Below are 24,828 nucleotides of genomic sequence, written 5' to 3'. Positions count from 1 at the left end.
CTCTGCCATGGTGCGCCGCCCTCGGAGCCCGACCGGGGATTCGAATGGAGGTCGCCCGACGGACCTCCCAGGCGGGCTCGCCACCCCCGACATCACGAGGTCTCGGCCTTGGATCTGATACTGACCGAATGGCTTTCCGCGCTGCTGCGCTGGCTGCACGTTGTCGCCGCGATGGCCTGGATCGGCAGCTCGTTCTACTTCATCCATCTCGACCTGAGCCTGCGCGGCCGCTCGGACGGCACACCGCTGCCCGACGGCGTCAAGGGCGAGGCCTGGCAGGTGCACGGCGGCGGCTTCTACCACATTCTCAAATACGTGGTGGCGCCGGCCCGGATGCCCGACGAGCTGACCTGGTTCAAATGGGAATCCTACGCGACCTGGCTGTCCGGCTTCGCCCTGCTGGTCGTCGTCTACTATCTCAATGCCGACCTGTTCCTGATCGACCGCGCCGTGCTCGACCTCACGGCGCCGCAGGCGGCGGGCCTCGCCTTCGGCACGCTGGTGGTCGCCTGGCTCGGCTACGAGGGCCTGTGCCGCTCGCCGCTCGGCCGCTACGAGGTGGCCCTCGCGCTGGTCGGCTTCGCCTTCCTGGTGGCGCTGACCTGGGGCTTCACCCATGTGTTTTCCGGACGCGGCGCCTTGACCCAGATCGGCGCGCTGGTCGGCACCATCATGGTGGCCAACGTCTTCGTCATCATCATCCCGTACCAGAAGAAGACCGTGGCGGCGCTGGTCGATGGCCGCACCCCGGACCCGTATTGGGGCGACATCGGCAAGCAGCGCTCGGTGCACAACAACTACCTGACGCTGCCGGTCGTCTTCCTGATGCTGAGCAACCACTATCCGCTGGTGTTCGCGACACGTTTCAACTGGCTGATCGTCGCGATCGTTCTGCTGATCGGCCCGGTGATCCGTCACTTCTACAACACGCGGCACGCCGGCAAGGGCGATCCGTGGTGGACCTGGGGCCTGGCGGCGGCCGGCATCGCCGCGATCGTCTGGCTGTCGATGGCGGGCCCGCGCGAGGGTCGCAGCGGCGCGCTGCCGCCGACGCCGAAATTCGCCGAGGTCGGCGACATCGTGATGTCCCGTTGCAGCATGTGCCATGCGCAGGAGCCGGTGTGGGCCGGCATCCCGCATGCGCCGAGGGATCTGCGGCTCGACGACCCCGAAAGCATCCGGCGCCATGCGCGGCTGATCGACCTGCAGGCGGTGCGCACCCACGCGATGCCGCCCGGCAACGTCACCGAGATGACGCTGGACGAGCGCGCCCAGCTCGCCGCTTGGCTCGCCGCCGGCGCGCCGGGGGAGTGAGGCTTTATTCACCTCCCCCTGGAGGGGGGAGGTCGACCGGCCGCAGGCTGGTCGGGAGGGGGTGATCGGCGAAGCCGGCGCTCGGGGCTTCACCCCACCCCGGACGCGCGCTGACGCGCGCGCCCGACCCTCCCCCTCCAGGGGAGGGTGACGAACACGCTCGGCGATTCCTCGTCTTTCATCGGAACGAGTTGCTCATGACCACACTCACCCTCGACGGCCTCGACGCCACGGACCACGCCACCTTCGTCACCGCGCTGGGCGACATTTTCGAGCATTCGCCCTGGGTCGCGGAGGCGGCCGTCGCGGCACGACCGTTCGGCTCGCTCGCCGCTCTCCACGAGGCCATGGTCGCGGCCGTCCGGGCCGCGCCGGCGGATCGGCAGCGGGCGCTGCTCGTGGCGCATCCCGATCTCGCCGGCAAGGCGGCGCGGGCCGGCAGCCTGACGGCCTCCTCGACCGCCGAGCAGGCGAGCGCCGGCCTCGACCGGCTGAGCGAGGAGGAGCTCGCCGCCTTCCACCGCCTCAACGATGCCTATCGGGAAAAATTCGGCATCCCCTTCATCGTCTGCGTGCGCCGGCACACCAAGGGCTCGATCCTGCGGCTGTTCGAGCGTCGGCTCGCCAACGACGCCGCGGCCGAGCACGCGACCGCGCTCGACGAGGTGTTCCGCATCGCCGCACTGCGGCTCGACCAGCGCGTCCAGGCCGCCGACCGGCTGCCGCTCGCCGGGCGGCTGTCGACCCATGTGCTCGACACCCACGGCGGCAGCCCGGCCAAGGACATCCCGGTCGCCCTCTACGAGCTCGGCCCCGGGGACGCGCGCCGCCTGGTGGTGGAGACCCGGACCAACCGCGACGGCCGCACCGACCAGCCCCTGATCGGCGGCCGGCCGGTACCGATCGGAACCTACGAGCTCGTCTTCGAGGTCGGCGCCTACTTTGCCAAACGCGGCGTGCCGCTCGCCGATCCGCCGTTTCTCGACGTGGTGCCGATCCGTTTCGCCGTGGCCGAGGCCGAGGGCCATTACCACGTGCCGCTTCTGGTGACGCCGTGGAGCTTTTCAACCTACCGCGGGAGCTGACGCGGCGCGACAACCTGACCGGGGACGACGTTCCGATCGCTCTTCAGGGCCAGCGGCCACGGCGGTATCGTGAGCAGGACCGGGCCGGCTGCTGTTTTTCTAGGCAGGGTTTTGCGAGCCAAAGCCGCGGATTTGCGGGCCTACGTGGCGAAACGGGTGGCATGCGGCTTGCTGACCTGAGCAGCGGAGCCCGGCCTTTGGCCAAGGGGAGTTTTCGAGATGATCAAATCGCTTGCGTTCGGGGTGCTGGCGGCGGGCCTCGCGGCCGTGGCCCAGCCGGCGCACGCCGACACCGACGTGAAGTTCGCCCTCGACTGGAAGTTCGAGGGACCGTCGGCACCCTATTTCGTCGCCCTCGACAAGGGCTACTACAAGGCCGAAGGCCTCAACGTCACCATCGACACCGGTCCCGGCTCGGTGGCCGGCATCGGCCGGGTCGCGGCCGGCACGTATCCGCTCGGGTTTTTCGACATCAACTCGCTGGTCAAGTTCCGCGACCAGAACCCCGACAAGGCCGTCAAGGCCGTGCTGATGGTCTACGACAACCCGCCCTTCGCGATCGCCACCACGACCAAGACCGGCATCAGCAAGCCGAAGGATTTGGAAGGCAAGATCCTGGGCGCCCCGGCGGCCGACGGCGCCTTCGCCCAGTGGAAGGCGTTCGTGAAAGAGAACGCCATCGACGACTCCAAGGTGAAGATCGACAATATCGGCTTCCCGGTGCGCGAGCCGATGCTGGCCGACGGCAAGGTCGACGCCATCACGGGCTTCTCGTTCTCGATGTATTTCAACCTGCTGCAGCGCAACCTCAAGCCTGACGACATCAAGATGATGCTGATGTCCGATTACGGGCTGGTGCTGTATGGCAATGCCGTGATGGTCAATCCCGACTTCGCCAAGGCCAACCCGAAGATCGTCGCCGGCTTCGTGCGGGCCACCATCAAGGGCATCCAGGACACCGTGAAGGACCCGGACGCCGCCATCAAGTCGGTGATGAAGCGCAACGAGACGGCCGACGAGAAGACCGAGCTGGAGCGCCTGAAGATGTCGCTGCGCGACAACTTCGTCACCCCCTGGGTCAAGGCCAACGGGCTCGGCGACGTCGACATGGCGCGGCTGTCCAAGTCGATCGAGCAGATCGGCATCACCTACGAGTTCAAGGCCAAGCCGAAGGCCGAGGACGTCTTCACCAGCGAGTTCCTGCCTCCCGCCGCCGACCGCAAGCTGTGATCGAAGACCACGTCATTCCGGGACGACGCGACAGCGTCGGACCCGGAATCCAGCCCCAAACTCCGAGTCCGCCGCTGGATTCCGGGTTCGCGGGCTTCGCCCGCGCCCCGGAATGACGGCGCAACACGAGTACGCCATGCGTTTCTTCTCTTCCTCCCACCGCGCCTGCGGCCCGATGCCGACGGACGCCGCATCATGACGGCCTTCGTCGACATCGATGACGTGACCCTCGTCTACAAGGGCGCCAATGGCGGCGTGCATGCGCTCGACCGCTTCAGCGTCAGCCTGCAGAAAGGCGAGTTCGCCGCCGTGGTCGGTCCGTCCGGTTGCGGCAAATCCTCGCTGATGAAGCTGGTCACCGGCCTCGTGCCGCCCGACTTCGGCAAGATCCAGATCGGCGGCGAGACGGTGCGCGGCCCGGTCAAGATGGCCGGCATGGCGTTCCAGAACCCCAACCTCTTGCCGTGGCGCAAGGTGATCGACAACGTGCTGCTGCCGCTCGAGATCGTGCAGCCGCACCGCTCGCGCTTCCGGCGCGAGAAGGAGCGCTACCGCGAGGAGGCGCGCGCCTTGCTCGCCACCGTCGGCCTCGACGGCTTTGCCGAGCGCTTCCCGTGGGAGCTCTCCGGCGGCATGCAGCAGCGCGTCTCGCTGTGCCGCGCGTTGATCCACTCGCCGGCGCTGCTGATGCTCGACGAGCCCTTCGCGGCCCTCGACGCCTTCACGCGCGAAGAGCTCTGGTGTGTCCTGCGCGACCTCTGGGAAAAGATCGGCTTCACCGTGATCCTGGTGACGCACGACCTGCGCGAGGCGACCTTTCTGGCCGACCGGATTCACATGATGAGCGCCCGGCCGGGACGCCTGGTGATGACCAAGGAGATTCCATTTCCTCGCCCGCGGCCGATCGAGGTCTGCTTCGAGCCGGCCTTCACGGACATCGTGCACGAGCTGCGCGCCAAAATCGGGGAGGTGCGCAAGGGATGAGTACCAACGCAATGGAACGACTGTCGCCCTGGCTGTTCACGCTGGGCATGTTCCTGATCTGGGAGATCGTCTGCCGCGCTTTCAAGGTCGACCCGTTCATCCTGCCGGCACCCTCGCAGATCTTCGTCGCGATGGGGCAGTACTGGTGGCCGCTGGCCAAGAACTCGTTCGTCACGCTGTGGACGACGCTCGCCGGCTTCGCGCTCGCGGTGGCGTTCGGGATCGTGCTCGGCATCGTCGTCGGCTGGTCGCGGGCGATCTATCGCGGGCTCTACCCGGTGATGATCGGCTTCAACTCGGTGCCCAAGGTCGCCGTGGTGCCGATCCTGGTGATCTGGTTCGGCATCGGCGAGATCCCGGCGATCCTGACCGCCTTCCTGATCTCGTTCTTCCCGATCGTCGTCAATGTCGCGACCGGCCTGTCGACCATCGAGCCGGAGCTCGAGGACGTTCTTCGCGCACTCGGGGCGAAAAAGCTCGACATCATGCTGAAGATCGGGATTCCGCGCACCCAGCCCTATCTGTTCGGCTCGCTGAAGGTGGCCATCACGCTCGCCTTCGTCGGCACCGTGGTGTCGGAGACGATCGCGGCCAATGCCGGCCTCGGCTTCCTGATGGTGCAGGCGGGCTCGAACTTCCAGATGCCGCTGGTCTTCGCCGGGCTCTTGCTGCTCGCGGCGGAAGGCATCGTGATGTACGCGATCTTCGCCTATGTGGAATCGTACTTCGTCGGCTGGGCGTTCCGCTCGTCGATGAGCGCGGGCGGGTGACCGGACCTGCCTTCACCGACTCCGACGCGTCATGCGCGGGCTCGACCCGCGCATCCATCGCTGGAAAAGAGCGTCTTTCGAAGCTCGATGGATTGCCGGGTCAAGCCCGGCAACGACGACGAAGGTCGAAGCCGACGAGGCTGGTGTCAGGCCGGAACGCAGGTGTTCGGCACCGGGCACACGGCCGCGCATTGCGGCTCGTCGAAGCTGCCCTCGCATTCCTGGCATTTCGCCGGATCGATGATGTAGATGTCGCCCTTCATCTTGATGGCGGTGTTCGGGCATTCGAATTCGCAGGCGCCACAGGCGGTGCATTGCGAGGCGACGATCTTGTAGGCCATGACGCAAGTCTCCTTCTCGGAATCCGGCGTATCAGGCCGGCGCCTCGCGCGCCATTTGGGGGAAATCCGGATTGGAATCGCTCGAAAGAGCGCGGTGCCTCGGCGCTACCGCTCCACCCCGGAGAAAATCACCGTGACCGGACCGGCCGGAACCGGCGCGGCGACGAGCCCGGCGAGTCCGGCCGTGCCGGTCGCCGAGGCGTCGACGTCCGTGTGTTCGTGGGCGAGCGCATGGGCCCGCGCCACCGCAGCCTCGTCGACGACGACCACGCTGCCGCCGCTGCCGCGGACGCCCTTGACGATCTCCAGCCAGTCGTAGGTCTCGTCGTCGAGAATACCGTGGGCGAGGCTGTGCGGCGTCGTCTCCCAGGCCCACATGAAATTTGCGCGATGCCGGGCCGCCTCGGCGAGGTCGACGCCGGCCGTCTTGCCGAAGGCCCGGGCCAGCGGCGCGCAGCCGGCGGTCTGGACCGCGATCAGGTGCGGCATCCGGGCGAGCCGCCCGGCCGCCGTCGCGATGGAAAGCCCTTGCGCCAGCGCGGACGCCAGCGCACCGCCGCCGACCTGCACCATGAGCGTGCCGGGATCACCGCCGGCGTGCGCCAAGACCTCGGCGATCTCGAAGGCGAGCGTGCGGCCGCCCTCGATCGCCAGGCCGTTGTCCGGTCCCTGCACGCCGAACGGCAACGCGCCGTCGCGCACCGCGGCGCGGAACGCGGTGACGCAGGGGTCGCCGGTCTCGCCGGGACGGCGATCGCAGATCGTGGCGGTGGCGCCGAGGTCGACGAGCCGCGCCACCACGGCGGGGCTGGCATCGGGGGGAATGAACACGTCGAGCGGCCAGTCGGCCGCCCGCGCCACCACGGCGGCAGCGAGCGCCGCATTGCCACAGGACGCGATCGCCAGTTTTCGCCCACGCAGGCCATCGGCGGCCGGAAGGCGGGCCGCTTCCAAGACCCGCAGATACAGCAGCACGCCCATCAGGTGGCGCGCCTTGTGCGAGCCCGAGACGTTGTGGGTCTCGTCCTTCACCCAGAGCGGTGCGTCGCGCCCGAGCGCCCGGGCGAGCGCCGGCTGTGCCGTCATCGGCGTGACGCGAAAGCCGCGCCCGTCGACCGCGACGAGCTTTTGGTCGAGCGCATCGACGAGATCGTCCCAGGCCGCGTCGGAGAGCCCCGCCGCGCGGGCGAGCCGATACGGCGACAGCAGCGCGCGATAGCGCAGGAACGGATTTGTCTCCGCGCCCGGCGCAAACGCCGGTGGGCCGTCCTCGGGCACCAGCAGATGATCGATATCGTCGCCGTCGCGGGTGTTCGGACAGGCGAACGGCAAGGCTGCATCGATGGCGACGCGCGCGCCGCAGCCGTGGCAGACGAAGTTGGGAACGGAATTGGTCATCGGAAACCGGAGTGGATCAAAGAGGCCTGGCCTCTGCCTCGTCATGGCCGGGCTCGTCCCGGCCATCCACGACTTTGCGGTATCGGCCCGGAGGCGTGGATGCCCGGGACAAGCCCGGGCATGACGGCTCTGAGCTTTGCGGCTGGGCACCTAGGCCGCCCCGCCCTTCGAGACGGCCGCTTCGCGGCCTCCTCAGGGTGAGGGCGGTTGGACCGATTACCTGCCGGCGCCGCTCTTGGCGTTGAAGGTGCGGATCATCTCGTCCCAGGCCGGCACCATGTCGAGCAGGCCGTCCCAGAACGACTGCCTGGCCCGCACCGTGAACTCCTCGAGCGAGACGCCCTGCTGCTCCACCCAGGTGAAGTAGCCGAGGTTGAAGATGCGCTTGCGGTCCACATGGGTGAGCTCGATCAGGTGATCGGTGCCGATCCCGGCGAGCGAGCGGCCCCAGGTCTCGCCGGCCGCCACGGCATCGAAGCGGTTGCCGAAATACTTCGGCATCGCCTTGACGATCTCGCTGCCGTACATGGCCGAGCCGTCGGTCGCCACCGTCATGATCACGTCGTCGGGGCCGAGGTCCCAGTACTTCGCGGCCTTGATGGCGGCCAGCATATTGCACAGACCCGACAGGCCGAAATGCGGAAGCTGCGCCACCACGGAAGGATCGAGGCCGCGACGCTCGATCAGATACTTGCGGCCCTCGTCGGTGTTGAACAGCACGAACAGCGTGTCGGTCGAATGATCGCTGACGCCGACCACCATGTCGGTGTTCATCACGTTGTGGATGAACGGCACGTGCTTGTCGCCGATGCCCTGGATGTTGTGCTCGCCGAAGCCGTTGTACAGCAGCGTCGGGCACTCCTCCGCCTCGACCGCGACGATCTTGGTGCCGAACTTGCTCTTGAGGTGATCGCCGGCCGCGAGAGTGCCGGCCGAGCCGGTCGCCGAGACATAGGCCGCGAGCGTCGCACCCTTCTTGCCCTTGGTGATGGTCTCATACACCTTGGCGAGCGCTGCGCCCGTGCAAGTGCGGTGGACGACGTAGTTCCCGAACTCGCAGAACTGGTTGAAGATGATGTTGTCGGGATCGCGATCGAGCGCCGCGCAGGTGTCGTAGATTTCCTTGACGTTGCTCTCCGAGCCCGGCGTCCGGATGATGTCGGAGGGATCCGTCACCCAGCGGTCGAGCCAGTCGAAGCGCTCCTTGCTCATGTTCTCGGGCAGCACGGCGACGCCGCGGCAGCCGAGGATGCGCGAGATGGCGACGCCGCCGCGGCAGTAGTTGCCGGTGGACGGCCAGATGGCGCGATGATGCGTCGGGTCGAACTGGCCGGTTACGACGCGCGGCACCAGGCAGCCATAGGCGGCCAGGACCTTGTGGGCGGCGATCATCGGGAAGCGGTCGCCGAGCGCCAGCACGATGCGGGCCTTGACGCCGGTCAGCTCGCTCGGCAGCTCGACGAAGCCGGGCACGTCGACGAGACCGCGACGCGCCGCGTCGTTCCACCAGTGCACCCGGAACAGATTCAGCGGGTGTGGCGAGTCGGGATCGACCTCGCTCAGCTTTCCCCGAATCGTCGGATCGATGGTGGTCGGGTTCGCCAGCTCGGCCAGCGTCGGAAGCACCACGTTCGCCTCGCCGAAGCGGGCGTTCGTCCGTGCATAGACATCGGTGTCGACCACCGTACGCTCGAGTCCAAGCCGCGCCATGATGTCCTTCCGTTCGTGATGATCAGTTCGTTTGCGTCAGTCGAGCGCCGGGCGCGCTCCCCTCCCGGGCGGGAGAGCTGGTTCCTTCTCCCTCTCCCCGCTTGCGGGGAGAGGGTCGGGGTGAGGGGGCGCCTCGTGGATACGGGAGCGCCCCCTCACCCGGAGTCCGCGCCGCGGGCGCGGACTCCGACCTCTCCCCGCGCGCGGGGAGTGGTGAAATGCACCGACGCGAGCCGTAGGGTCCTATCATACATTCTTCATCCGATCCCACAGGCGGGTCGCCTCGGCGCGGGCCGCCGTCTCGAACGCGCCTGCATCGCCGCCGACCAGCCGTCCGTCCGCCACCACGTGGCGTCCGGCGACGACGACATCGACGACGGCGCCCCCCCTGCGTACCACCAAGTCACCGGCCGCGCCGGGCGCCAGCGGATCGGACTGCAGATCGAAACGCTCCGCCATCAGGGCGTGTCCCTTGGCGAGACGGCCGGCCGCCCGTGGTCCGGAGACCGCGTCGTCACCGTTCTGCGCCGCGAGACGCGAAAGCGCCGAGAGTTCCTCGCCCATGTCGGGGTTCCAGCCGTCGACGCCGAGCGCCACGGTCGGCACCTGCGAGAGGTTGCGGGCGTAGCCCACCTGGTTGCCTTCGTTGGAGCGCGGATTCTGCACGAACCAGGCACCGTGCTCCGCCGCGAGGCGCACCTGCGCGGCATCGAGATGCACGCCGTGCGCGAGGATCGACCCCGGCACGAGAGCGCCCAGCGCGATCAGCCGCTCCAGCGGGCCCACATAGCCGCGCTGCTTGGCATCCGCGACGTCGGCCAGATCCTCGGCGACATGGACGTGCACGGTGGTGCCGAGGGCGCGGGCGAGATCGCCGGCCTCGCCGATCGTCTGGTCCGACACCGTGAAGCTCGCATGCAGGCCGACCAGGACGCGCAGCAGCGGCGACGGCTTGATGTTGCGGTTCTCGGCGAGCCCGCGCACCGCCTCGTCGCGGCCGAAATTGCGCTCGGTCGCGCCGAAGCACAGCATCGCCCGGATGCCGAGCTCGTCGCACACGTCGGCGAGAACCTTCAGCGACCCCTCGATCAGATTGGGTGACTCGTGGTGGTCGATCAGCGTCGTGGTGCCGGCGAGCAGGGCCTTGGCGACATAGTCGCGCGCGCCGGCCCGCAGCGTCTCGGCGTCGATGGCGCGGTCGAGGCGCCACCACACCCGCTCGAGGATCTGGATGAAGTTTTCCGGCGCCGGCTCGGCCTTCGGCATGCCATAGGGCGCCAGCGCGCTGTAGATGTGGGTGTGGGCGCAGACGGCGCCTGGAAAAATCTCGCCGTCCGGACAGGCCAGCACCGGCGTGCCGGCCGGCGCCGTCGCGGCGACGATGCCGTCGACGATGGCGACGCTGCGGCCGTGCTTGTCGGGACCGACGAGGAGGGTTGCGGAAGCCATGGTTTCAGCTCCAGTCATTCCGGGGCGCCGCCACCGGGTCCGGCCTTTGGCCGGCCCGATGACAGGCTCCGCGGCGAGCCCGGAATCCATACACACAGACCGGGGTTATGGATTCCGGACAGCCGACCTTCGGTCGGCTTCCGGAATGACGAAAGGTGATGCTCGGTCGCATCATATCCTCAATGCCACTCGCTGCGGTCGCCGGGAATTTTTCCGACATTGATGGCGCGGGCGGCGGGCGACTCCTTCATGGGCAGGCGTCGGTGCCGCGTGCCGTCGAACATGGCGAGCGCACCGGCGACCGCGCCGGCCGTCGGCACCAGGCCGATCTCGCCGACGCCCTTGGCGCCGAACGGCCCTTCCGGCTCCGGCACCTCGACCAGCTTCACCTCGACCAGCGGCATGTGCTGGGCGCGCAGCACGCCGATCTCGCGCAGCTTCGACGTCACCGGCATGCCGTCCTTGCAGGGAAGCTCCTCGGTCAGGGCGTAGCCAAGGCCCATATGCACGGCGCCCTCGATCTGGGCGGCGCATTGCTGCGGATTGAGGGCGCGTCCGACGTCGTGCGCCGCGATCACCTTGGCGACCGCGCCGGTGTCGTCGAGCACCACCACCTGGGTGGCCCATCCGAACGTGGTGTGAGTCTTGATCTTGCCGTTCTTGGTCTCGCCCGGCGCCGTGGTGTCGTCGATCACGGTCTCGCCCACATAGACGCGGCCGGCGAGATCGTCGAGCGACAGGCCCTTGTGCAGATCGGCCTTGAGCTTCTCGGCGGCGTCGATGATGGCGCGGCCGGCCAGCAGCGTCGCACGCGATCCGGTGGTTTGGCCGGCGCCGAGCTCGAAGCGCGTGTTGACCTGCGGGCGGAAGATCTCGGCCGGCAGATGCGTCACCTCGACGGCGCACTGCGTCAGGATGGTCAAGAGCCCCTGCCCCATCTCGGTGAAGCCGGTGTGAAGATCGACGGTGCCGTCCGGCTGCACGACGAGCCGCGCATGGCCGCGCTCGATGGCGCCGTTGCCGAGCCCGGAGTTCTTCAGGGCGCAGGCGATGCCGACCGCGTGGCCGTCGCGCTTGGCGGCGTAATAGGCGTCCTTCACGGCGGCGAGCGTCGTCTCGACCCCGACCGCCTTGTCGAGAATCTGGCCGGTCGTGTAGGTGTCGCCGTTGCGCAGCACGTTGCGCCAGCGCATCTCGAAGCCGTCGAGCCCGACCTTCTCGGCGAGCAGATCCAGGCAGCCCTCGATGGCGAAGCTGGTCTGGTTGACGCCGAAGCCGCGCATCGCACCGCAGGGCGGATTGTTGGTGTAGGCGGCGGTCGACTCGATCTCGATCGCCTGCACCCTGTAGGGCCCGCAGGCGTGGCCCGCCGCGCGCTCCAGCACCTTGCCACCGACCGAGGCATAGGCGCCCGAATCGCCCATGATGGAGACCTTGGCGGCGGTGAGCCGGCCCTCGGCATCACACCCGACCGTGTAGGTCATGGTGAGCGGATGGCGCTTCGGGTGCATGCGGACCGATTCTTCGCGCGTCAGCGTCAGGCGCACCGGGCGGCCGGTGAGACGGGCGAGCAGCGCCGTCTGCGCCTGGATGGTCATGTCCTCGCGGCCCCCGAAGGCGCCGCCGTTCGGCATCAGCTCGACGAACAGGCGATCCTCGGGCTCGCCGAGCACGGAGGCGACCTGGCGGCGGTCGTCGAAGATGCCCTGGCCCTGGCTGTAGAGATGCAGGCGCCCGTCCGGCAGCGGCACGGCGAGCACCGCCTCGGTCTCCAGGAACAGATGCTCGATGCGCTGCGTCTGCCAGGTGCCGGTGACGACGTGAGCGGACGCCGCGAGCGCCGCCTCGGCGTCGCCCTTGACGATGCGCGTGACCGACAGCGTGTTGGCGTGATGTGGGTTGACCTGCGGGGCACCGGGCTTGACGGCCTCGAACGGATCGAGCACCGCCGGCAGCACCTCGTACTCGACCTCGACCAGCTTGGCCGCCTCGCGGGCGATGCGCGCCGTGTCGGCGGCCACCGCCGCGACCACGTCGCCGACGTAACGCACCTCCTCGCCCTCGGCGACGAAGCACGGCCAGTCGTTGTAGATGAGACCGACCCAGCGGTTGCCGGGCACGTCCTTGGCGGTCGCGACCGCGGCGACGCCGGGCAGCGCCAGCGCCTTCGAGGTGTCGATCCGCTTCACGCGGGCACGCGCATGCGGCGACAGCACGACGACGCCGTACAGCATCCCGGGCGCGTCGATATCGGCGACGAAGGGGCGCCGGCCGAGCGCGAGATCGGCGCCCTGCCAGCGCTGCAGCGGCTCGCCGACGCCGCCGTTCTCGACCACGGGCGGCAGCGCGCCGCCGCGCTTCGCCTTGTGGATCAGCTCGACGGCGTCGATGATCTTCACATAGCCGGTGCAGCGGCACAGGTGCCCGTCGATCGCCTTGGCGATGTCGGCGCGGCTGAGCTCGCGGTCCTGGTCGGTCAGGTATTTGATGCGCAGCACCAGGCCCGGCGTGCAGTAGCCGCATTGCAGGCCGGCGGCGGCCTGGAAGGCGGCGGCATAGAGCTGGCGCTCGTTGTCGGAGACGCCCTCGAGCGTCAGGATTGAGCGCCCTTCCACCTGCGACACCTTGATGGAGCAGGTGACCTTGGGCTGGCCCTCGATCAGCACCAGGCAGCAACCGCATTCCTTTTGCGGGCCGCAGCCGGGCTTGATCGACTTGATCTTGAAATGCTCGCGCAGCACGTCGAGCAATGGCTCGTCGGGGAGCGTGTCTATCTCGCGGGGAACACCATTCAGCTTGAAGCGGACGGTTTTCATTGTGGCGCCCCTCCTCAGAATCCGAAGTCGCCGAAGGCCTCGTGCAACTGCTCGCTGCGTCGAAGCTTCGCTTGCGCCGCCTCGCCGAGCGCGAGAGCGACCTCTGCACACAGGTAGTTCAGAAGGCTCATCGGAGCCACGTAGGAATCGAACAGGCTCGCGCCGCGGCCGAGGCAGCGGAACGTCACGGCAGCCTCGTCGCCGAGATCACCGAGCGAAGGGTCAGCCAGCAGCACCACCTCGGCGCCAGCCTGGTTGGCGGCGCGGACGATCTTGGCGAGTACCGGCGGCCGCCGACGGAAACCGATGGTCAGCACGGCGTCGCGCCGCTTGAGGGCGGACAGATCCTCGGCGAGCGTCTGGCCCGGCAGCGGCAGCAGCCGCACGTCCGGCTTCACCTGCACGAGCAGCTCGCGGGCATAGAGAGCGAGGGCGTGGCTGTTGCGGAACCCGACCACCCACACGGTGCCGGCGCCGGCCAGAATGTCGACGGCGCGGCCGGCCTGGCCGGCCGCCACCCCCTCGAGGGTCCGGGCCAGGCAGGTGAGGTCGTGCTCGAGATGGCGGCCGAGCGAACCGGGCAAGGCGGCGCCGTGCAGCTCGGCGAGCGGCGAGCCCGCCGCCTGGCTGGCGCGCGTGCGCTGGCGGAGCTCCTGATAGTCGGCGAAGCCGAGGCGGCGCACCAGCCGGGTCGCCGTGGCCTTCGACACCCCGGCGCGGCCGGCCAGCTCGGTCGCCGAATAGGCCGGGAGATCGTCGCCGATATCCAACAGCACATCGGCGATCTTCCGCTCGCCGGCGGGCAGCCGTTCATAATGGGCGCGGATCGCTTGTTCCAACGGCTGCACCATGAGGAGAAAAGAAACACAAATTTCATCTAGACGCAAATACGAAATTCGTGTTTCATGGAGAGCGAACCGGCCGGGTATACGCCGCGTCCGCCCGCCGCGGCATCCGGACCGTCACGAGGTTCGCGTCCCGTACGAAGTCCTGCGGATCGGTGGCGACGGCCTGGGTGGGCGTTGTCGGCGTGCGGCCCGAGGGGGCGGTTCGTCGCGGAGTGCGGACCCCGCATTCCGGTCAACTGGAGAAAATCATGTCGAAACTCGATGGGCGCGTGGCCGAGCTCGCCGCCAAGTATCATCCCCTGGCGATCGAGATCCTGAAGGAAGCCATTCGCATCCCCGCCGACTACGTGGACCGCCCGGCCGACCAGGGCGGCGACCCGCGTTGCGGCACCTCCAACCACGAGTTTCCGCGGCTCGACTATCTCCGCAAGCGCATCATCGAGATCGGCGCCGTCCGCGATCCGAAGGACGTCAACTTCGACGCCTTCGGCAATCTCGTCTGGGTCGTGAGCGATCCGAGCGACGGCATTCCGGCCGACAGCAAGAAGGTCATCTATCTCGACGGCCACACCGACACGGTGAAGCCGCTGCGGCCCGTGTGGCTGGAGAAGACCAACGGCGGCGTCGACGTCTATGACGGCCTGCTCGACCGCTCCAAGATCGACAAGGCCATGCTGGAGAAGGAGCTCGGCTGGGTGCCGCCGGAAACCGAGTGGGAGCACCTGCTGTTCGGGCGCGGCTCGGCCGACCAGCTCGGCGGCGTCATCTCGCAGATCGTCGCCTCGAAGATTCTCCTGGAGCTGGCGCCGGAGGGCGCGCTCAAGGGCGTGATCGTGCGCTCCTACGCGACGGTGTGCGAGGAGGACAACGACGGCGCCGGCCCTATGTATGTGATGCGCAACGTGCTGCCGGGCGCCAAAGCCGAGCTGATCCCGGACGTCGTCATCCTCACCGACTCCACCGGCGACGCCAAGAAGGGCGCGCTCGGCATTTATCGCGGCCAGCGCGGCCGCATGCAGATCGAGGTGACGGTGACGGGCCGCTCCTCGCACGGCTCGATGCCGTGGATGGGCCTCAACCCGCTCGAATACGGCGCCGCCATCCTGAAAGAAGCCGCCGAGAAGTACGAGAAGCGCGAGGGCTTCCTGGACAACGCCTTCCTGGGCCACGGTACCCGCACGGCCTCGTGGTCGACCCTCGACACGCCGAGCGACTGCGCCGTGCCGGCCCGCTTCGTGTTCCGCTTCGACCGTCGCCTCACCATCGGCGAGACGCCGGAGCAGTCGGTGAAGGACGTCGAGGCCCTGTCCTCGGTCGCGGCGGCGCGCGCCGCCGGCCTCCAGGTCGAGGTCGCCGTGCCGGTCTATCCGGACGCGAGCTGGAAGGGCTACGTGCTCAACAACAAGCAGATCTATCTCGGCTGGGTGACGCCTGAGGAGCATCCCGCCATCGCGGCGGCCGTGACGGCCTACAAGGGCGTCATCAGCCCGCATGTGAACGGCAAGAGCGGCACCGGCGGCAGCATCCCGAAGGAGCCGCGCGTCGACCGCTGGATCTTCTCGACTGACGGCGTCGGCTATCCGGTGCCGAAGGACGACACCTCGATCCCGGTCGGCGAGAGCAAGAAGTGGGTCGTCTCCGGCGCCTACAAGCACCCGGCCATGTTCGGCTTCGCGCCCGGCATCGAGCAGAACACCCACAAGATCGCCGAGTGCGTCGACGTGCGCGAGCTGCGGCACTGCATCGCGTTCCTGGCGCGCTTCCCCAGCGTGTTCGCGACCGGCCACTGACCTTCCCGGCTCGAGAGGCGAAGACAACCCACGGGTGCTCCATGGACAAGCCGTTCCGTCCCGCTCCGATCGAGCTGCTGGCTCGCTGGATCTTCGGCGAGCTGGAATCGCGCGACTCGGTCATGGGGATTCCGCAGGCCAACTTCGCCGTTCCCGGGCCGCGGGTCGCCGCGCGCATGTTCGGGCACACGGTGGCCGCGCCGCTCGGCGTCGCCGCCGGTCCGCACACGCAGCTCGCCCAGAACATCGTGGCGAGCTGGCTGTGCGGCGCACGCTTCATCGAGCTGAAGACGGTCCAGATTCTAGACGAGATCGCCGTCAGCCGACCCTGCATCGACTCGGCCGACGAGACCTACAACTGCGAATGGTCGCAGGAGCTGAAGCTCGAGCAGTCCTACGACGAATACCTCAACGCCTGGGTGCTGGTGCACGCGCTGGCGCACCGGATGGGCCTCGCCGATCCCGGCACCCATTTCGCGATGAGCGTCGGCTACGACCTCGCCGGCATCCAGACGCCGCGCGTGCAGCGATTCATCGCCTCGCTGCGCGACGCGAGCGAGGCGCTGCCGGCGGCCGTCGAGGCGGTCGCGAAGGTCTATCCGGCGGTGCGCGACATCGAGATCCCGCTTCGGATCTCGGACCACATCACGCTGTCGACCATGCACGGCTGCCCGCCGGCCGAGATCGAGCGCATCGCGCGCTACCTGCTGACGGAGCTGGGCGTCCACACCTGGGTGAAGCTCAATCCGACGCTGCTCGGCCCCGACCGGTTGCGCAGCATCCTCAACCGGACGCTCGGCTTCGACATCGAGGTTCCGGACGCGGCGTTCGAGCACGACCCGCGCTTCGAAGACGCCATGACGATGGTGAAGAACCTCGCCGAGATCGCCGCCGGCCGCCCGCAGAGCTTCGGGCTCAAGCTGTCGAACACGCTGGAGGTGGTCAACCGGCGTCCCGTCTTCCCGGCCGCCGAGAAGATGATGTACATGTCCGGCCGCTCGCTGCATCCGCTGACCCTGACCCTGGCGGGCCTGGTGACGGACGAGCTGGACGGGCGGGTTCCGATCAGCTTCTGCGGCGGCGCCGACGCCCGGAACTTCGCCGACCTGGTGGCCGACGGGCTCGGGCCCGTCACGGTCTGCACCGATCTGCTGAAGCCCGGCGGCTACGCGCGGCTGCAGCAGTATCTCGTCAACCTGGACGCCGCCATGGCGGACGCCGGGGCCGACAGCATCGAGGCGTTCGTGCAGGCGAGGTCCGGCGGGCGCGGCGCCCGCTTCAATCTGGCCCGCCATGCCGAGTCGGTCGCACGGGACGAACGCTACGCCAGCCGCGAGCGCCCGCTGGTCTTCAAGGGGCCGCGTGCGCTCGGCCGCTTCGACTGCATCGCCGCGCCCTGCCAGGAGGCGTGCCCGGCGCACCAGAACATCGCCGACTATCTGTGGCTGGTGGGACACGGGCGCCCCTCCGACGCGCTCGACGTCATCCTGCGCACCAACCCGCAGCCCGGCATGACCGGCAGCATCTGCGACCACCCCTGCACCGAGCGCTGCGTCCGCAATTTCTACGACGCGCCCCTCGCCATCCGCGAGGTGAAGCGCTTCGCCTTCGAGCACGGCGAGGCGTCGCCGGAACGCGCCGGGCCGCCCAACGGCATCAAGGTCGCCATCGTCGGCGCCGGGCCGGCCGGGCTCGCCGCCGCATACTATCTCGCCAAGTCGGGTTTCGAGCCGGCGCTGTTCGACGCCAGGGCGGCGGCGGGCGGCACGGTGAACGGCGTCGTCCCGGGCTACCGGCTCGCCGGCGACGCGATCGAGCAGGACGTCGACCGGCTCCGGACGCTCGGCGTGCCCATCGCATTCGGCAAGGCGCTCGGCCGCGACATGACGCTCGACCAGTTGCGCCGGGACTATCCTTACGTCTTCCTCGCCATCGGCGCGCAGCGCGGCAAGCGGCTCGCGATCGACGGCGAGACCGCCGCCGGCGTGGTCGACGCGCTGGAGTTCCTGAATGCGGTGCGCGCCAAACGGCCGCCCGCGCTCGGTCGCCGCATCCTGGTCGTCGGCGGCGGCAACTCGGCGATGGACGCCGCCCGCACGGCGCGTCGCCTCGCCCCGGACGGCGAGGTGTCGATCATCTATCGCCGCACCCGCGCCGAGATGCCGGCCGACGCCGAGGAGGTGCTGCAGTGCATCGAGGAGGGCGCCGTCATCCGCGACCTCCTGGCGCCTGCCCGCATCGTGACCGAAGGCGGCCGGGTCGTCGGCCTCGCCTGCACCCGGATGATCCTGGGACCGCCCGACGATTCGGGTCGGCCGCGGCCGGTGCCCGCCGGCGGCGACGAGGTGCTGCTGCCCGCCGACGCCGTGATCCCGGCCATCGGCCAGGAGCCGGTGCTGGACTTCCTCGAGGGCCTCGAGGTCGCGCGCCGGCGCGACGGCACGCTGGTCGTCGACGCCACCACCTGCGAGACCAGTGTCGCCGGGCTGTTCGCCGGCGGCGACGTGTCGCGCGGCGCGGCGTCGGTCATCAAGGCCATCGCCGACGGCCATGCGGTCGCGGCCGAGATCGCACGCCGCCACGGCATCGCCCCGGAGGCGGAACCGGCGCTCGACAAGCAGGCTAAGCCGGCGGCGCTCCTCGACAAGAAGGCGCGGAGCGTGCCCCCGCAGACCGTGCCGGTGCTCCCCGTCGCGGAGCGGACCGGCTTCGCGGAGGTCGTCGGAGGCTTCGGCCCCGAGGCGGCCGTGCGCGAAGCAAGCCGTTGCCTCGACTGCGACGACCTGTGCAGCCTGTGCGTCACCGTCTGCCCGAACCGCGCCAACCTCGCCTACACGGTCTCGCCGTTCAGCGTCACCTGGCCTTCGCTGGTCGCGCGCGGCGGCGCGCTGGTCGACGCCGGTGCAAAGCCGCACGCCGTGGGCCAGCGCGTGCAGATCGTCAATATCGGCGACTACTGCAACGAGTGCGGAAACTGCACCACGTTCTGCCCGACCGCCGGCGCGCCCTACCAGGAGAAGCCGCGGTTCTGGATCGACGGTGACGGCTGGCGCGAGGCCCACGGCGACGCGTTCCGCCTGGTGCGCAGCGCCGACGCGACCGTCGTCGAGGCACGGCTCGGAGGTCGCCTCCACAGCCTGGAGCGCCGCGACGGTGCGGCCGTGTACCGCTCGGAGAAGCTCGTCGCCCGCCTCCAGCCACGCACATGGGAATGGCTCTCGTCGGAGCCGACCAGCGCTCTCGCCGAAGGCGAAGCCATCGACCTCACCCCCTGCGCCACCCTCATCGCCCTGCTCGACGCCGAGCCGGTGCTGCCGGGGCACTGACCGACACCTCCACCCCGGACCCACCAAGCCGATCCCTGCCCTACTCCATCCCGCAAGGAACCCGCCATGAGCGCCGCCGTCGAGAAAGAGCTCGCCGCCTTCCAGGCCCTGAAGACCAACCTCTTCCAGAAGGACTTCCTGATCACCTGGGAGCACCCGACCGAAGAGATCAAGGCGATCCTGACGCTCGCCGAGACGCTCAAGCAGCTTCACAAGGAGGGCATCTCCTACCGGGCCTTCGACGCGGGTCTCGCCATCTCGATCTTCCGCGACAACTCGACCCGCACCCGGTTCTCCTTCGCGGCCGCCGCGAGCGCGCTCGGCTTCACGCTGTCGGAGCTCGACGAGGAGAAGAGCCAGATCGCGCATGGCGAGACGGTGCGCGAGACCGCCAACATGATCAGCTTCATGGCGGAGGCGATCGGCATCCGCGACGACATGTTCCTGGGCGAAGGCAACAAGTACATGCGCGAGGTCGGTGACGCGCTCACCGAAGGCACGCAGAAGGGCGTGCTGCATCGGCGCCCCAGCATCATCAACCTGCAGTGCGACGTCGACCACCCGACCCAGGCGCTCGCCGACCTCGCCTGGCTGAAGAAGCATTTCGGCGGATTGGAAAACCTGCGCGGCAAGAAGATCGCCATGACCTGGGCCTACAGCCCGAGCTACGGCAAGCCGCTGTCGGTGCCGCAGGGCGTCATCGGCCTGATGAGCCGCTTCGGCATGCAGGTGAGCCTGGCGCACCCGGAGGGCTACGGCCTGATCCCCGAGGTGATCGAGGTCGCCCGCAAGAACGCGACCGAGAGCGGCGGCTCGTTCGAGGTGGTCAACAGCATGGAGCAGGCCTTCACGGGCGCCGATATCGTCTATCCGAAGTCGTGGGCGCCCTATCAGGTCATGCAGCGCCGCACCGAGCTCCTGAAGGTTTCCGACAAGGACGGGCTCAAGGCGCTGGAGAAGGAGTGCCTCGCCAACAACGCCAAGTTCCAGAATTGGGAATGCGACCGGGCCAAGATGAACCTGACCCGCGACAAGTCGGCGCTCTACATGCACTGCCTGCCGGCCGACATCACCGACGTGAGCTGCAAGGCGGGCGAGGTGAGCGCCGAGGTGTTCGAGCAGTACCGCATCCCGACCTACAACGAGGCGAGCTACAAGCCGTTCGTCATCAGCGCCCTGATGTTCCTGACGCGCCTCTCCGATCCGGGCGCCAAGCTGGAGCAGATCGTCCGTCGCGCCAAGGCATTGAGCATCTGATTGCCGGCGGTCTCCGCCGGAAGGAGGCTGGCATGAAGAAGACGGTTGTCGTCGCGCTCGGCGGGAACTCGTTCATCTCGGACGAGACGCACCAGTCGGTGCCCGACCAGTACCGGGCCGCGGAGCGCGCCTGCGGGGAGATCGTGTCCCTGCTGCGCGATCCCGAGCTGCGGCTGGTGGTGACGCACGGGAACGGCCCGCAGGTCGGGTTCATCCTGCGCCGCTCCGAGCTCGCCGCACCGACCATGCACCAGGTGCCGCTCGATTCCTGCGTCGCCGACACCCAGGGCGCGCTCGGCTATCAGCTCGAGCTCGCCTTGCGCAACGCGCTGCGCCGGGCCGGCCTCGCCCGCTCGCCGGCCGCGCTGGTGACGCTGGTGCTGGTCGACCCGGACGATCCGGCGTTCCGCAACCCGACCAAGCCGATCGGCTCGTTCCTCGCCAGGGAGAAGGCCGAGGAGCACCGGCGCAACGACGGCTGGGCCATCGTCGAGGACGCCGGCCGCGGCTGGCGCCGCGTCGTCGCCTCGCCCGACCCGAAGGCCATTCTCGACATCGACGCGGTGAAGACCCTGCTCGATGCGGGCTTCGTCGTGGTGGCGGCGGGCGGCGGCGGCATCGCCGTGGTCCAGGAGCCGAACGGCGACATCAGCGGCGCCTCCGCCGTGGTCGACAAGGATCTCGCCTCCAGCCTGCTGGCGCGCCAGCTCGGCGCCGAGGTGCTGGTCATCACCACCGGGGTCGAGAAGGTGTGCCTCGATTTCGGCACGCCGAAGCAGCGGACGCTCGACACCATCACGGTGGCCGACGCGAAGCGCCACATGGCCGAGGGGCACTTCAAGCCCGGCAGCATGCTGCCCAAGGTGCAGGCCGTGGTCGAGTTCCTGGAAGGCGGTGGCCGCGAGGCCATCATCACCGACCAGGAGCACCTCGCCGCGGCGCTCGCCGGCCGCGGCGGCACGCGCATCACGCCGTAAGCCGGCGGCCGGGACGACCGACAATCCGTTCAAATCGGCGAGATCGCTGACGGGCGATCAATGTCGCGCCGTCAGCGTTATGCTCCATTGCGAAACGGGCACAGCGGGTTCCGGCGATTTCGGGTACACGGGATCGCCCGAACACGCGTTTTCGGCTGGACGGTCCGTCGCGAACGAGGAGACCCCGATGCCACACCCCGCTTTTGCGCCCGGAGCCGTCGCCGTGGTCACGGGCGGCGCGTCGGGGATCGGGCGCGCCGCGGCGACGCGCTTCGCGCGGCTCGGCCTGACCGTGTGCCTCGCCGACCTCGGCGAGGAACGGCTGGCGGCGGCCGCCCAGGCCATCAAGACAGCGGTGCCGGATGCTGCCGTGATGACCATGGCGACCGATGTGAGCCGGCTGGACGACCTCCAGAAGCTGGAAGCGACGGTGCGCGAAGAGTTCGGCGGCACCGACGTGCTGATGAACAATGCCGGCGTGCAGCCGGGCAGCCACATGTTCGGTCCCGAAGCGAGCTGGCAGCGGGTGCTCGAGGTCAATCTGTGGGGCGTGATCCACGGCTGCCAGGTGTTTGTTCCCGGCATGATGGCGCGCGGCCGACCGGGCCTCGTGATCAACACCGGGTCGAAGCAGGGCATCACCACGCCGCCGGGCGACCCGGCCTACAACGTCTCGAAGGCGGGCGTGAAGACTTTTACGGAGCTGTTGGCCTACGAGCTGCGCACCACCGAGGGCTGCGCCGTCTCGGCCCATCTGCTGATCCCCGGCTTCGTGTTCACGGCGCTGACGGCGCGCGGACGCACCGAGAAGCCGGCCGGCGCCTGGACGCCGGAGCAGACCATCGAGTCGATGATGGAGCGGCTGGAGCACGGCGACTTCTACATCCTGTGCCCGGACAACGAGGTGTCGCACGCCCTCGACGCGCGCCGCATCCTGTGGGCGGCCGGCGACATCGTCGAGAACCGGCCGCCGCTGTCGCGCTGGCATCCGGATTACGCCGAGGCCTTCGCGGCCTTCGTCAAGGCGGGCGACAAGCCGTAGGGCGCAATGAGCGCAGCGAATTGCGCCGAAGAAACCGTAGGCCCGGTCGAGCGAAGCGAAACACGGCGATCATGATCGGCGCAATTCGCTGCGCTCATTGCGCCCTACGGGGCCGAAAGGCTCACGCCCAGGGGCGGTCTTCCTTCAGCTTGCTCTCGAAGCCGGCGATCTTGCTGCTCTTCTCCAGCGTCAGGCCGATATCGTCGAGGCCGTTCAGCAGGCAATGCTTGCGGTGCGAATCGATCTCGAACCTCACGGTGCCGCCGTCGGGGCCGCGGATTTCCTGCTTCTCGAGATCGATCGACAGCGTCGCGTTGGCGCCGCGCTCGGCATCGTCGAACAGCTTTTCCAGATCCTCGGGCGACACCCGGATGGGCAGCACGCCGTTCTTGAAGCAGTTGTTGTAGAAAATGTCGCCGAACGAGGTCGAGATCACGGCGCGGATGCCGTAGTCGAGCAGCGCCCAGGGCGCGTGCTCGCGCGACGAGCCGCAGCCGAAATTGTCCCCCGCGACGATGATCTTCGCCTTGCGGTAGGCCGGCTTGTTGAGGACGAAGTCCGGGTTCTCCGAGCCGTCGTCGCGGAAGCGCTTCTCGGCGAACAGGCCGGTGCCCAGCCCGGTGCGCTTGATGGTCTTGAGATACTGCTTCGGGATGATCGCGTCGGTGTCGACGTTGATGGTCCGCAGCGGTGCGGCGATGCCTTCGAGGGTGGTGAACTTGTCCATGTCGGTCGGTCCTGCGCGGGTCGGTCCTGCGATCTTGCGCGTTCGAGCGCGTTGCGTGTGATGAACGCTGGCGGCGCCGCGGTCAAGGCGGCTGGTGGTTGCCTCCCTTGTCCCGAGGGTCCACGACGCGGAGGCGCTGCCTGGCCTGCATGCCGGGGCACCCTGGCGGCTTAGGTGTGACGCTACGTTCACGGATCCGGTGGTAGAAAGCCGCATGAGTGCCGACCTCCTGTCGCTCCCGCCGGCCGTCCAGGCCGCGGTTTGCAACGAAGTGCAGCCGCGCGAGCGGATCGTCTATGCCGGGCAGCCGAGCCCCCGCTCCGCGCTGCTGCCGACGCTGCCGATCTTCATCTTCGGGATCGCCTGGATGACGTTCGTCATCGTGTGGGAGGGATCGGCCATCGGCTTGTCGCTCGGCTTGTGGGGACGCGACCAGGCTGGCGGCGACATGCCGACCTTGTTCGGGCTCGGCTTCACCCTGTTCGGCCTGCCCTTCGTGCTGATCGGCCTCGGGATGCTGGCCGCACCGCTGGTGGCGGCCGTCAAGGCCGCCCGTTCCGTCCATGTCGTGACCGACCAGCGCATGTTCACGCTGAGGGCGCGGCCGTGGCGCACGGTGGTCAGCCACTTCGGACAAGAGATCACCGCGATCGAGCGTACCGACGGCGACGGCGGACGCGGACACCTGAAGCTCAGCCGCGGCAGCGCCCGCGACTCCGACGGCGATCTCCAGGAGGTCTACGATTGGTGGCGCGGCATTCCCGAGGTGAGGCGGGCCGAGACGGCGGTGCGCGATCTCGTCAAGGCCCGGAGCACCGCCGGGTGATCTCAGTCGGCGCCCTTCTCGATCGTTTCCATGTCGTCGTCCGACAGGCCGAAATGGTGGCCGATCTCGTGCACCAGCACATGGGTGACGACGGCGCCCAGGGTCTCGTCGTGCTCGGCCCAATAGTCGAGGATCGGGCGTCGATAGAGCCAGATCATGTTGGGCATCTGGCCGGGCGCGCTGTCGGAGCGGAACGGCAGGCCGACACCCTGGAAGAGGCCGAGGAGGTCGAACTCGCTCTCCAGGTCCATGTGGTCCAGGACTTCCTCGGTCGGAAAGTCGTCGACCTGGATGACCAGCCCCTCGCACATGCCGCGGAACCGCGCCGGCAGCCGGCGAAACGCCGCGGTCGCCAGGACCTCGAACGCGATCAGCGACGGCGCCTTGACGGTGCGCCAGGCGAGCGGATCGGACAGCGGATATTGGGGCATGGCAGGACCGTCGGACGCAGTTGAGACCCGGAAGGCACAATGACCGGGCATCATGGACGGCCGAGATTGACACGAACGGTGGCGATGCGCGAGCGTGCCGAAGGGGCACAGGAGGACGGATCATGCGGGGGTTTTGGCGCGTCGCGACCGCGGGGCTCATGCTCGCAGTCTCTGCCGGGCTCGGCGTGGCGCATGCGCAAGCCGGTCCGGGCTACACGGTGCCATCGGCGGAAGAGCGCGCGCAAGCGCGCCGCGCCGCGCGGGGTCCGACGCGGATCCAGGTGACGCCGAACCGGCAACTCTACCGCGAATGCGTCGACTGGCTGGCGATCGAGCGCCGGCCGAGCGGCGACGTGATCACGCCGCAGATGCGCTGCCGCTGGGCCTATCGGTGACGTTGCGCCGCTGATCCGGTGCCGCCGCCGAGCCTATTTCGCTGCGCCCGGGCGGGTGTCCGCCGGCTGTTTCATCGTTTTTCGTCGCCGACGAGACACGCCTCGGCTTGCG

The 24,828-nt window shown here is 68.8% G+C and carries 20 protein-coding genes; 12 read left to right on the top strand and 8 right to left on the bottom strand.

The window, feature by feature from the left end:
• The first annotated feature begins 108 nt into the window (after positions 1-108).
• The 5 genes from HXX10_RS04565 (at position 109) to HXX10_RS04545 (ending at position 5,383) form a co-directional block, all read left to right on the top strand.
• The gene (locus HXX10_RS04565) at positions 109-1,314 is read left to right on the top strand and encodes a urate hydroxylase PuuD (RefSeq protein ID WP_296520355.1); all 1,206 of its coding nucleotides are present in this window, start codon (positions 109-111) and stop codon (positions 1,312-1,314) included.
• Positions 1,315-1,511: 197 nt separating this feature from the next.
• Positions 1,512-2,399, top strand: a complete 888-nt coding sequence (uraD, locus tag HXX10_RS04560) for a 2-oxo-4-hydroxy-4-carboxy-5-ureidoimidazoline decarboxylase (protein ID WP_296520354.1) — start codon at positions 1,512-1,514, stop codon at positions 2,397-2,399.
• Positions 2,400-2,618: 219 nt separating this feature from the next.
• Entirely contained in the window at positions 2,619-3,629 is a 1,011-nt protein-coding gene (locus tag HXX10_RS04555) for an ABC transporter substrate-binding protein (RefSeq protein WP_296520353.1), read from the top strand.
• Between the two features lie 195 nt (positions 3,630-3,824).
• Positions 3,825-4,613 carry an ABC transporter ATP-binding protein gene (locus HXX10_RS04550; RefSeq protein ID WP_296520352.1) on the top strand — a complete coding sequence of 263 codons (789 nt, stop codon included), beginning with the start codon at positions 3,825-3,827 and terminating at the stop codon, positions 4,611-4,613.
• Positions 4,610-5,383, top strand: a complete 774-nt coding sequence (locus HXX10_RS04545) for an ABC transporter permease (RefSeq protein WP_296520351.1) — start codon at positions 4,610-4,612, stop codon at positions 5,381-5,383. The genes HXX10_RS04550 and HXX10_RS04545 overlap by 4 nt, the downstream gene beginning before the upstream one ends.
• A gap of 146 nt (positions 5,384-5,529) precedes the next feature.
• Here the strand turns inward: HXX10_RS04545 and HXX10_RS04540 are convergent, their stop codons facing one another.
• From HXX10_RS04540 to HXX10_RS04515, 6 genes are all read right to left on the bottom strand, one after another.
• Positions 5,530-5,724 (bottom strand): 4Fe-4S dicluster domain-containing protein, encoded by a 195-nt coding sequence (locus HXX10_RS04540; RefSeq protein ID WP_367141927.1) that lies wholly within the window; start codon positions 5,722-5,724, stop codon positions 5,530-5,532.
• Between the two features lie 105 nt (positions 5,725-5,829).
• Positions 5,830-7,122 (bottom strand): pyridoxal-phosphate dependent enzyme, encoded by a 1,293-nt coding sequence (locus HXX10_RS04535; protein ID WP_296520350.1) that lies wholly within the window; start codon positions 7,120-7,122, stop codon positions 5,830-5,832.
• Between the two features lie 216 nt (positions 7,123-7,338).
• The gene (locus HXX10_RS04530; protein WP_296520349.1) at positions 7,339-8,832 is read right to left on the bottom strand and encodes a pyridoxal-5'-phosphate-dependent protein subunit beta; all 1,494 of its coding nucleotides are present in this window, start codon (positions 8,830-8,832) and stop codon (positions 7,339-7,341) included.
• A 246-nt stretch (positions 8,833-9,078) separates the two neighbouring features.
• A complete protein-coding gene (locus tag HXX10_RS04525) occupies positions 9,079-10,281 on the bottom strand; it encodes an amidohydrolase family protein (RefSeq protein ID WP_296520348.1) in 1,203 nt (400 codons plus the stop codon).
• A 179-nt stretch (positions 10,282-10,460) separates the two neighbouring features.
• Positions 10,461-13,097, bottom strand: coding sequence for a selenium-dependent xanthine dehydrogenase (gene xdh, locus HXX10_RS04520; RefSeq protein WP_296520347.1), 2,637 nt, complete (start codon positions 13,095-13,097; stop codon positions 10,461-10,463).
• A gap of 14 nt (positions 13,098-13,111) precedes the next feature.
• Complete coding sequence (locus HXX10_RS04515; RefSeq protein WP_296520346.1) at positions 13,112-13,936, bottom strand: MurR/RpiR family transcriptional regulator; 825 nt, start codon at positions 13,934-13,936, stop codon at positions 13,112-13,114.
• A gap of 257 nt (positions 13,937-14,193) precedes the next feature.
• Here HXX10_RS04515 and HXX10_RS04510 point away from each other — a divergent pair, with 257 nt between their 5' ends.
• The 5 genes from HXX10_RS04510 (at position 14,194) to HXX10_RS04490 (ending at position 22,337) form a co-directional block, all read left to right on the top strand.
• Positions 14,194-15,735 carry a M20/M25/M40 family metallo-hydrolase gene (locus HXX10_RS04510; protein ID WP_296520345.1) on the top strand — a complete coding sequence of 514 codons (1,542 nt, stop codon included), beginning with the start codon at positions 14,194-14,196 and terminating at the stop codon, positions 15,733-15,735.
• A gap of 41 nt (positions 15,736-15,776) precedes the next feature.
• On the top strand, positions 15,777-19,061 hold the full coding sequence (gene ygfK, locus HXX10_RS04505; RefSeq protein ID WP_296520344.1) for a putative selenate reductase subunit YgfK: 3,285 nt from the start codon (positions 15,777-15,779) through the stop codon (positions 19,059-19,061).
• A 66-nt stretch (positions 19,062-19,127) separates the two neighbouring features.
• Positions 19,128-20,318, top strand: coding sequence for a knotted carbamoyltransferase YgeW (gene ygeW, locus HXX10_RS04500; protein WP_296520343.1), 1,191 nt, complete (start codon positions 19,128-19,130; stop codon positions 20,316-20,318).
• Positions 20,319-20,350: 32 nt separating this feature from the next.
• Positions 20,351-21,295 (top strand): carbamate kinase, encoded by a 945-nt coding sequence (locus HXX10_RS04495; protein ID WP_296520342.1) that lies wholly within the window; start codon positions 20,351-20,353, stop codon positions 21,293-21,295.
• 187 nt (positions 21,296-21,482) lie between these two features.
• A complete protein-coding gene (locus HXX10_RS04490) occupies positions 21,483-22,337 on the top strand; it encodes an SDR family oxidoreductase (RefSeq protein ID WP_296520341.1) in 855 nt (284 codons plus the stop codon).
• 121 nt (positions 22,338-22,458) lie between these two features.
• Here the strand turns inward: HXX10_RS04490 and leuD are convergent, their stop codons facing one another.
• Positions 22,459-23,064 (bottom strand): 3-isopropylmalate dehydratase small subunit, encoded by a 606-nt coding sequence (gene leuD / locus HXX10_RS04485; RefSeq protein ID WP_296520340.1) that lies wholly within the window; start codon positions 23,062-23,064, stop codon positions 22,459-22,461.
• 214 nt (positions 23,065-23,278) lie between these two features.
• Between leuD and HXX10_RS04480 the strand changes: the two genes are divergently transcribed.
• Positions 23,279-23,890: a hypothetical protein gene (locus HXX10_RS04480; protein ID WP_296520339.1), complete on the top strand. Its 612-nt coding sequence runs from the start codon at positions 23,279-23,281 to the stop codon at positions 23,888-23,890.
• Positions 23,891-23,892: 2 nt separating this feature from the next.
• On the opposite strand, the gene HXX10_RS04475 is transcribed toward HXX10_RS04480, so the two are convergent.
• A complete protein-coding gene (locus HXX10_RS04475) occupies positions 23,893-24,321 on the bottom strand; it encodes a metallopeptidase family protein (RefSeq protein ID WP_296520338.1) in 429 nt (142 codons plus the stop codon).
• A 158-nt stretch (positions 24,322-24,479) separates the two neighbouring features.
• On the opposite strand from HXX10_RS04475, the gene HXX10_RS04470 reads away from it, so the two are divergent.
• Positions 24,480-24,716 (top strand): hypothetical protein, encoded by a 237-nt coding sequence (locus HXX10_RS04470; protein WP_296520337.1) that lies wholly within the window; start codon positions 24,480-24,482, stop codon positions 24,714-24,716.
• Positions 24,717-24,828 lie beyond the last annotated feature (112 nt).

It is taken from the genome of Rhodoplanes sp., assembly GCF_013377085.1.
Lineage (GTDB): Bacteria > Pseudomonadota > Alphaproteobacteria > Rhizobiales > Xanthobacteraceae > Rhodoplanes.
The sequence above is the reverse complement of the archived record's forward strand: the minus strand, read 5'-3'. Positions and strand labels throughout refer to the sequence as shown.

Bases quoted from the DNA above. Each gene is read 5' to 3' on its own strand.
- HXX10_RS04495 (WP_296520342.1), top strand. From the start codon at position 20,351: ATGAAGAAGACGGTTGTCGTCGCGCTCGGCGGGAACTCGTTCATCTCG.
- HXX10_RS04535 (WP_296520350.1), bottom strand. From the start codon at position 7,122: ATGACCAATTCCGTTCCCAACTTCGTCTGCCACGGCTGCGGCGCGCGC.
- uraD (WP_296520354.1), top strand. From the start codon at position 1,512: ATGACCACACTCACCCTCGACGGCCTCGACGCCACGGACCACGCCACC.
- HXX10_RS04475 (WP_296520338.1), bottom strand. From the start codon at position 24,321: ATGCCCCAATATCCGCTGTCCGATCCGCTCGCCTGGCGCACCGTCAAG.
- xdh (WP_296520347.1), bottom strand. From the start codon at position 13,097: ATGAAAACCGTCCGCTTCAAGCTGAATGGTGTTCCCCGCGAGATAGAC.
- leuD (WP_296520340.1), bottom strand. From the start codon at position 23,064: ATGGACAAGTTCACCACCCTCGAAGGCATCGCCGCACCGCTGCGGACC.
- ygfK (WP_296520344.1), top strand. From the start codon at position 15,777: ATGGACAAGCCGTTCCGTCCCGCTCCGATCGAGCTGCTGGCTCGCTGG.
- HXX10_RS04480 (WP_296520339.1), top strand. From the start codon at position 23,279: ATGAGTGCCGACCTCCTGTCGCTCCCGCCGGCCGTCCAGGCCGCGGTT.
- HXX10_RS04530 (WP_296520349.1), bottom strand. From the start codon at position 8,832: ATGGCGCGGCTTGGACTCGAGCGTACGGTGGTCGACACCGATGTCTAT.
- HXX10_RS04490 (WP_296520341.1), top strand. From the start codon at position 21,483: ATGCCACACCCCGCTTTTGCGCCCGGAGCCGTCGCCGTGGTCACGGGC.
- HXX10_RS04525 (WP_296520348.1), bottom strand. From the start codon at position 10,281: ATGGCTTCCGCAACCCTCCTCGTCGGTCCCGACAAGCACGGCCGCAGC.
- HXX10_RS04545 (WP_296520351.1), top strand. From the start codon at position 4,610: ATGAGTACCAACGCAATGGAACGACTGTCGCCCTGGCTGTTCACGCTG.
- HXX10_RS04470 (WP_296520337.1), top strand. From the start codon at position 24,480: ATGCTCGCAGTCTCTGCCGGGCTCGGCGTGGCGCATGCGCAAGCCGGT.
- HXX10_RS04555 (WP_296520353.1), top strand. From the start codon at position 2,619: ATGATCAAATCGCTTGCGTTCGGGGTGCTGGCGGCGGGCCTCGCGGCC.
- HXX10_RS04510 (WP_296520345.1), top strand. From the start codon at position 14,194: ATGTCGAAACTCGATGGGCGCGTGGCCGAGCTCGCCGCCAAGTATCAT.
- HXX10_RS04550 (WP_296520352.1), top strand. From the start codon at position 3,825: ATGACGGCCTTCGTCGACATCGATGACGTGACCCTCGTCTACAAGGGC.
- HXX10_RS04540 (WP_367141927.1), bottom strand. From the start codon at position 5,724: ATGGCCTACAAGATCGTCGCCTCGCAATGCACCGCCTGTGGCGCCTGC.
- ygeW (WP_296520343.1), top strand. From the start codon at position 19,128: ATGAGCGCCGCCGTCGAGAAAGAGCTCGCCGCCTTCCAGGCCCTGAAG.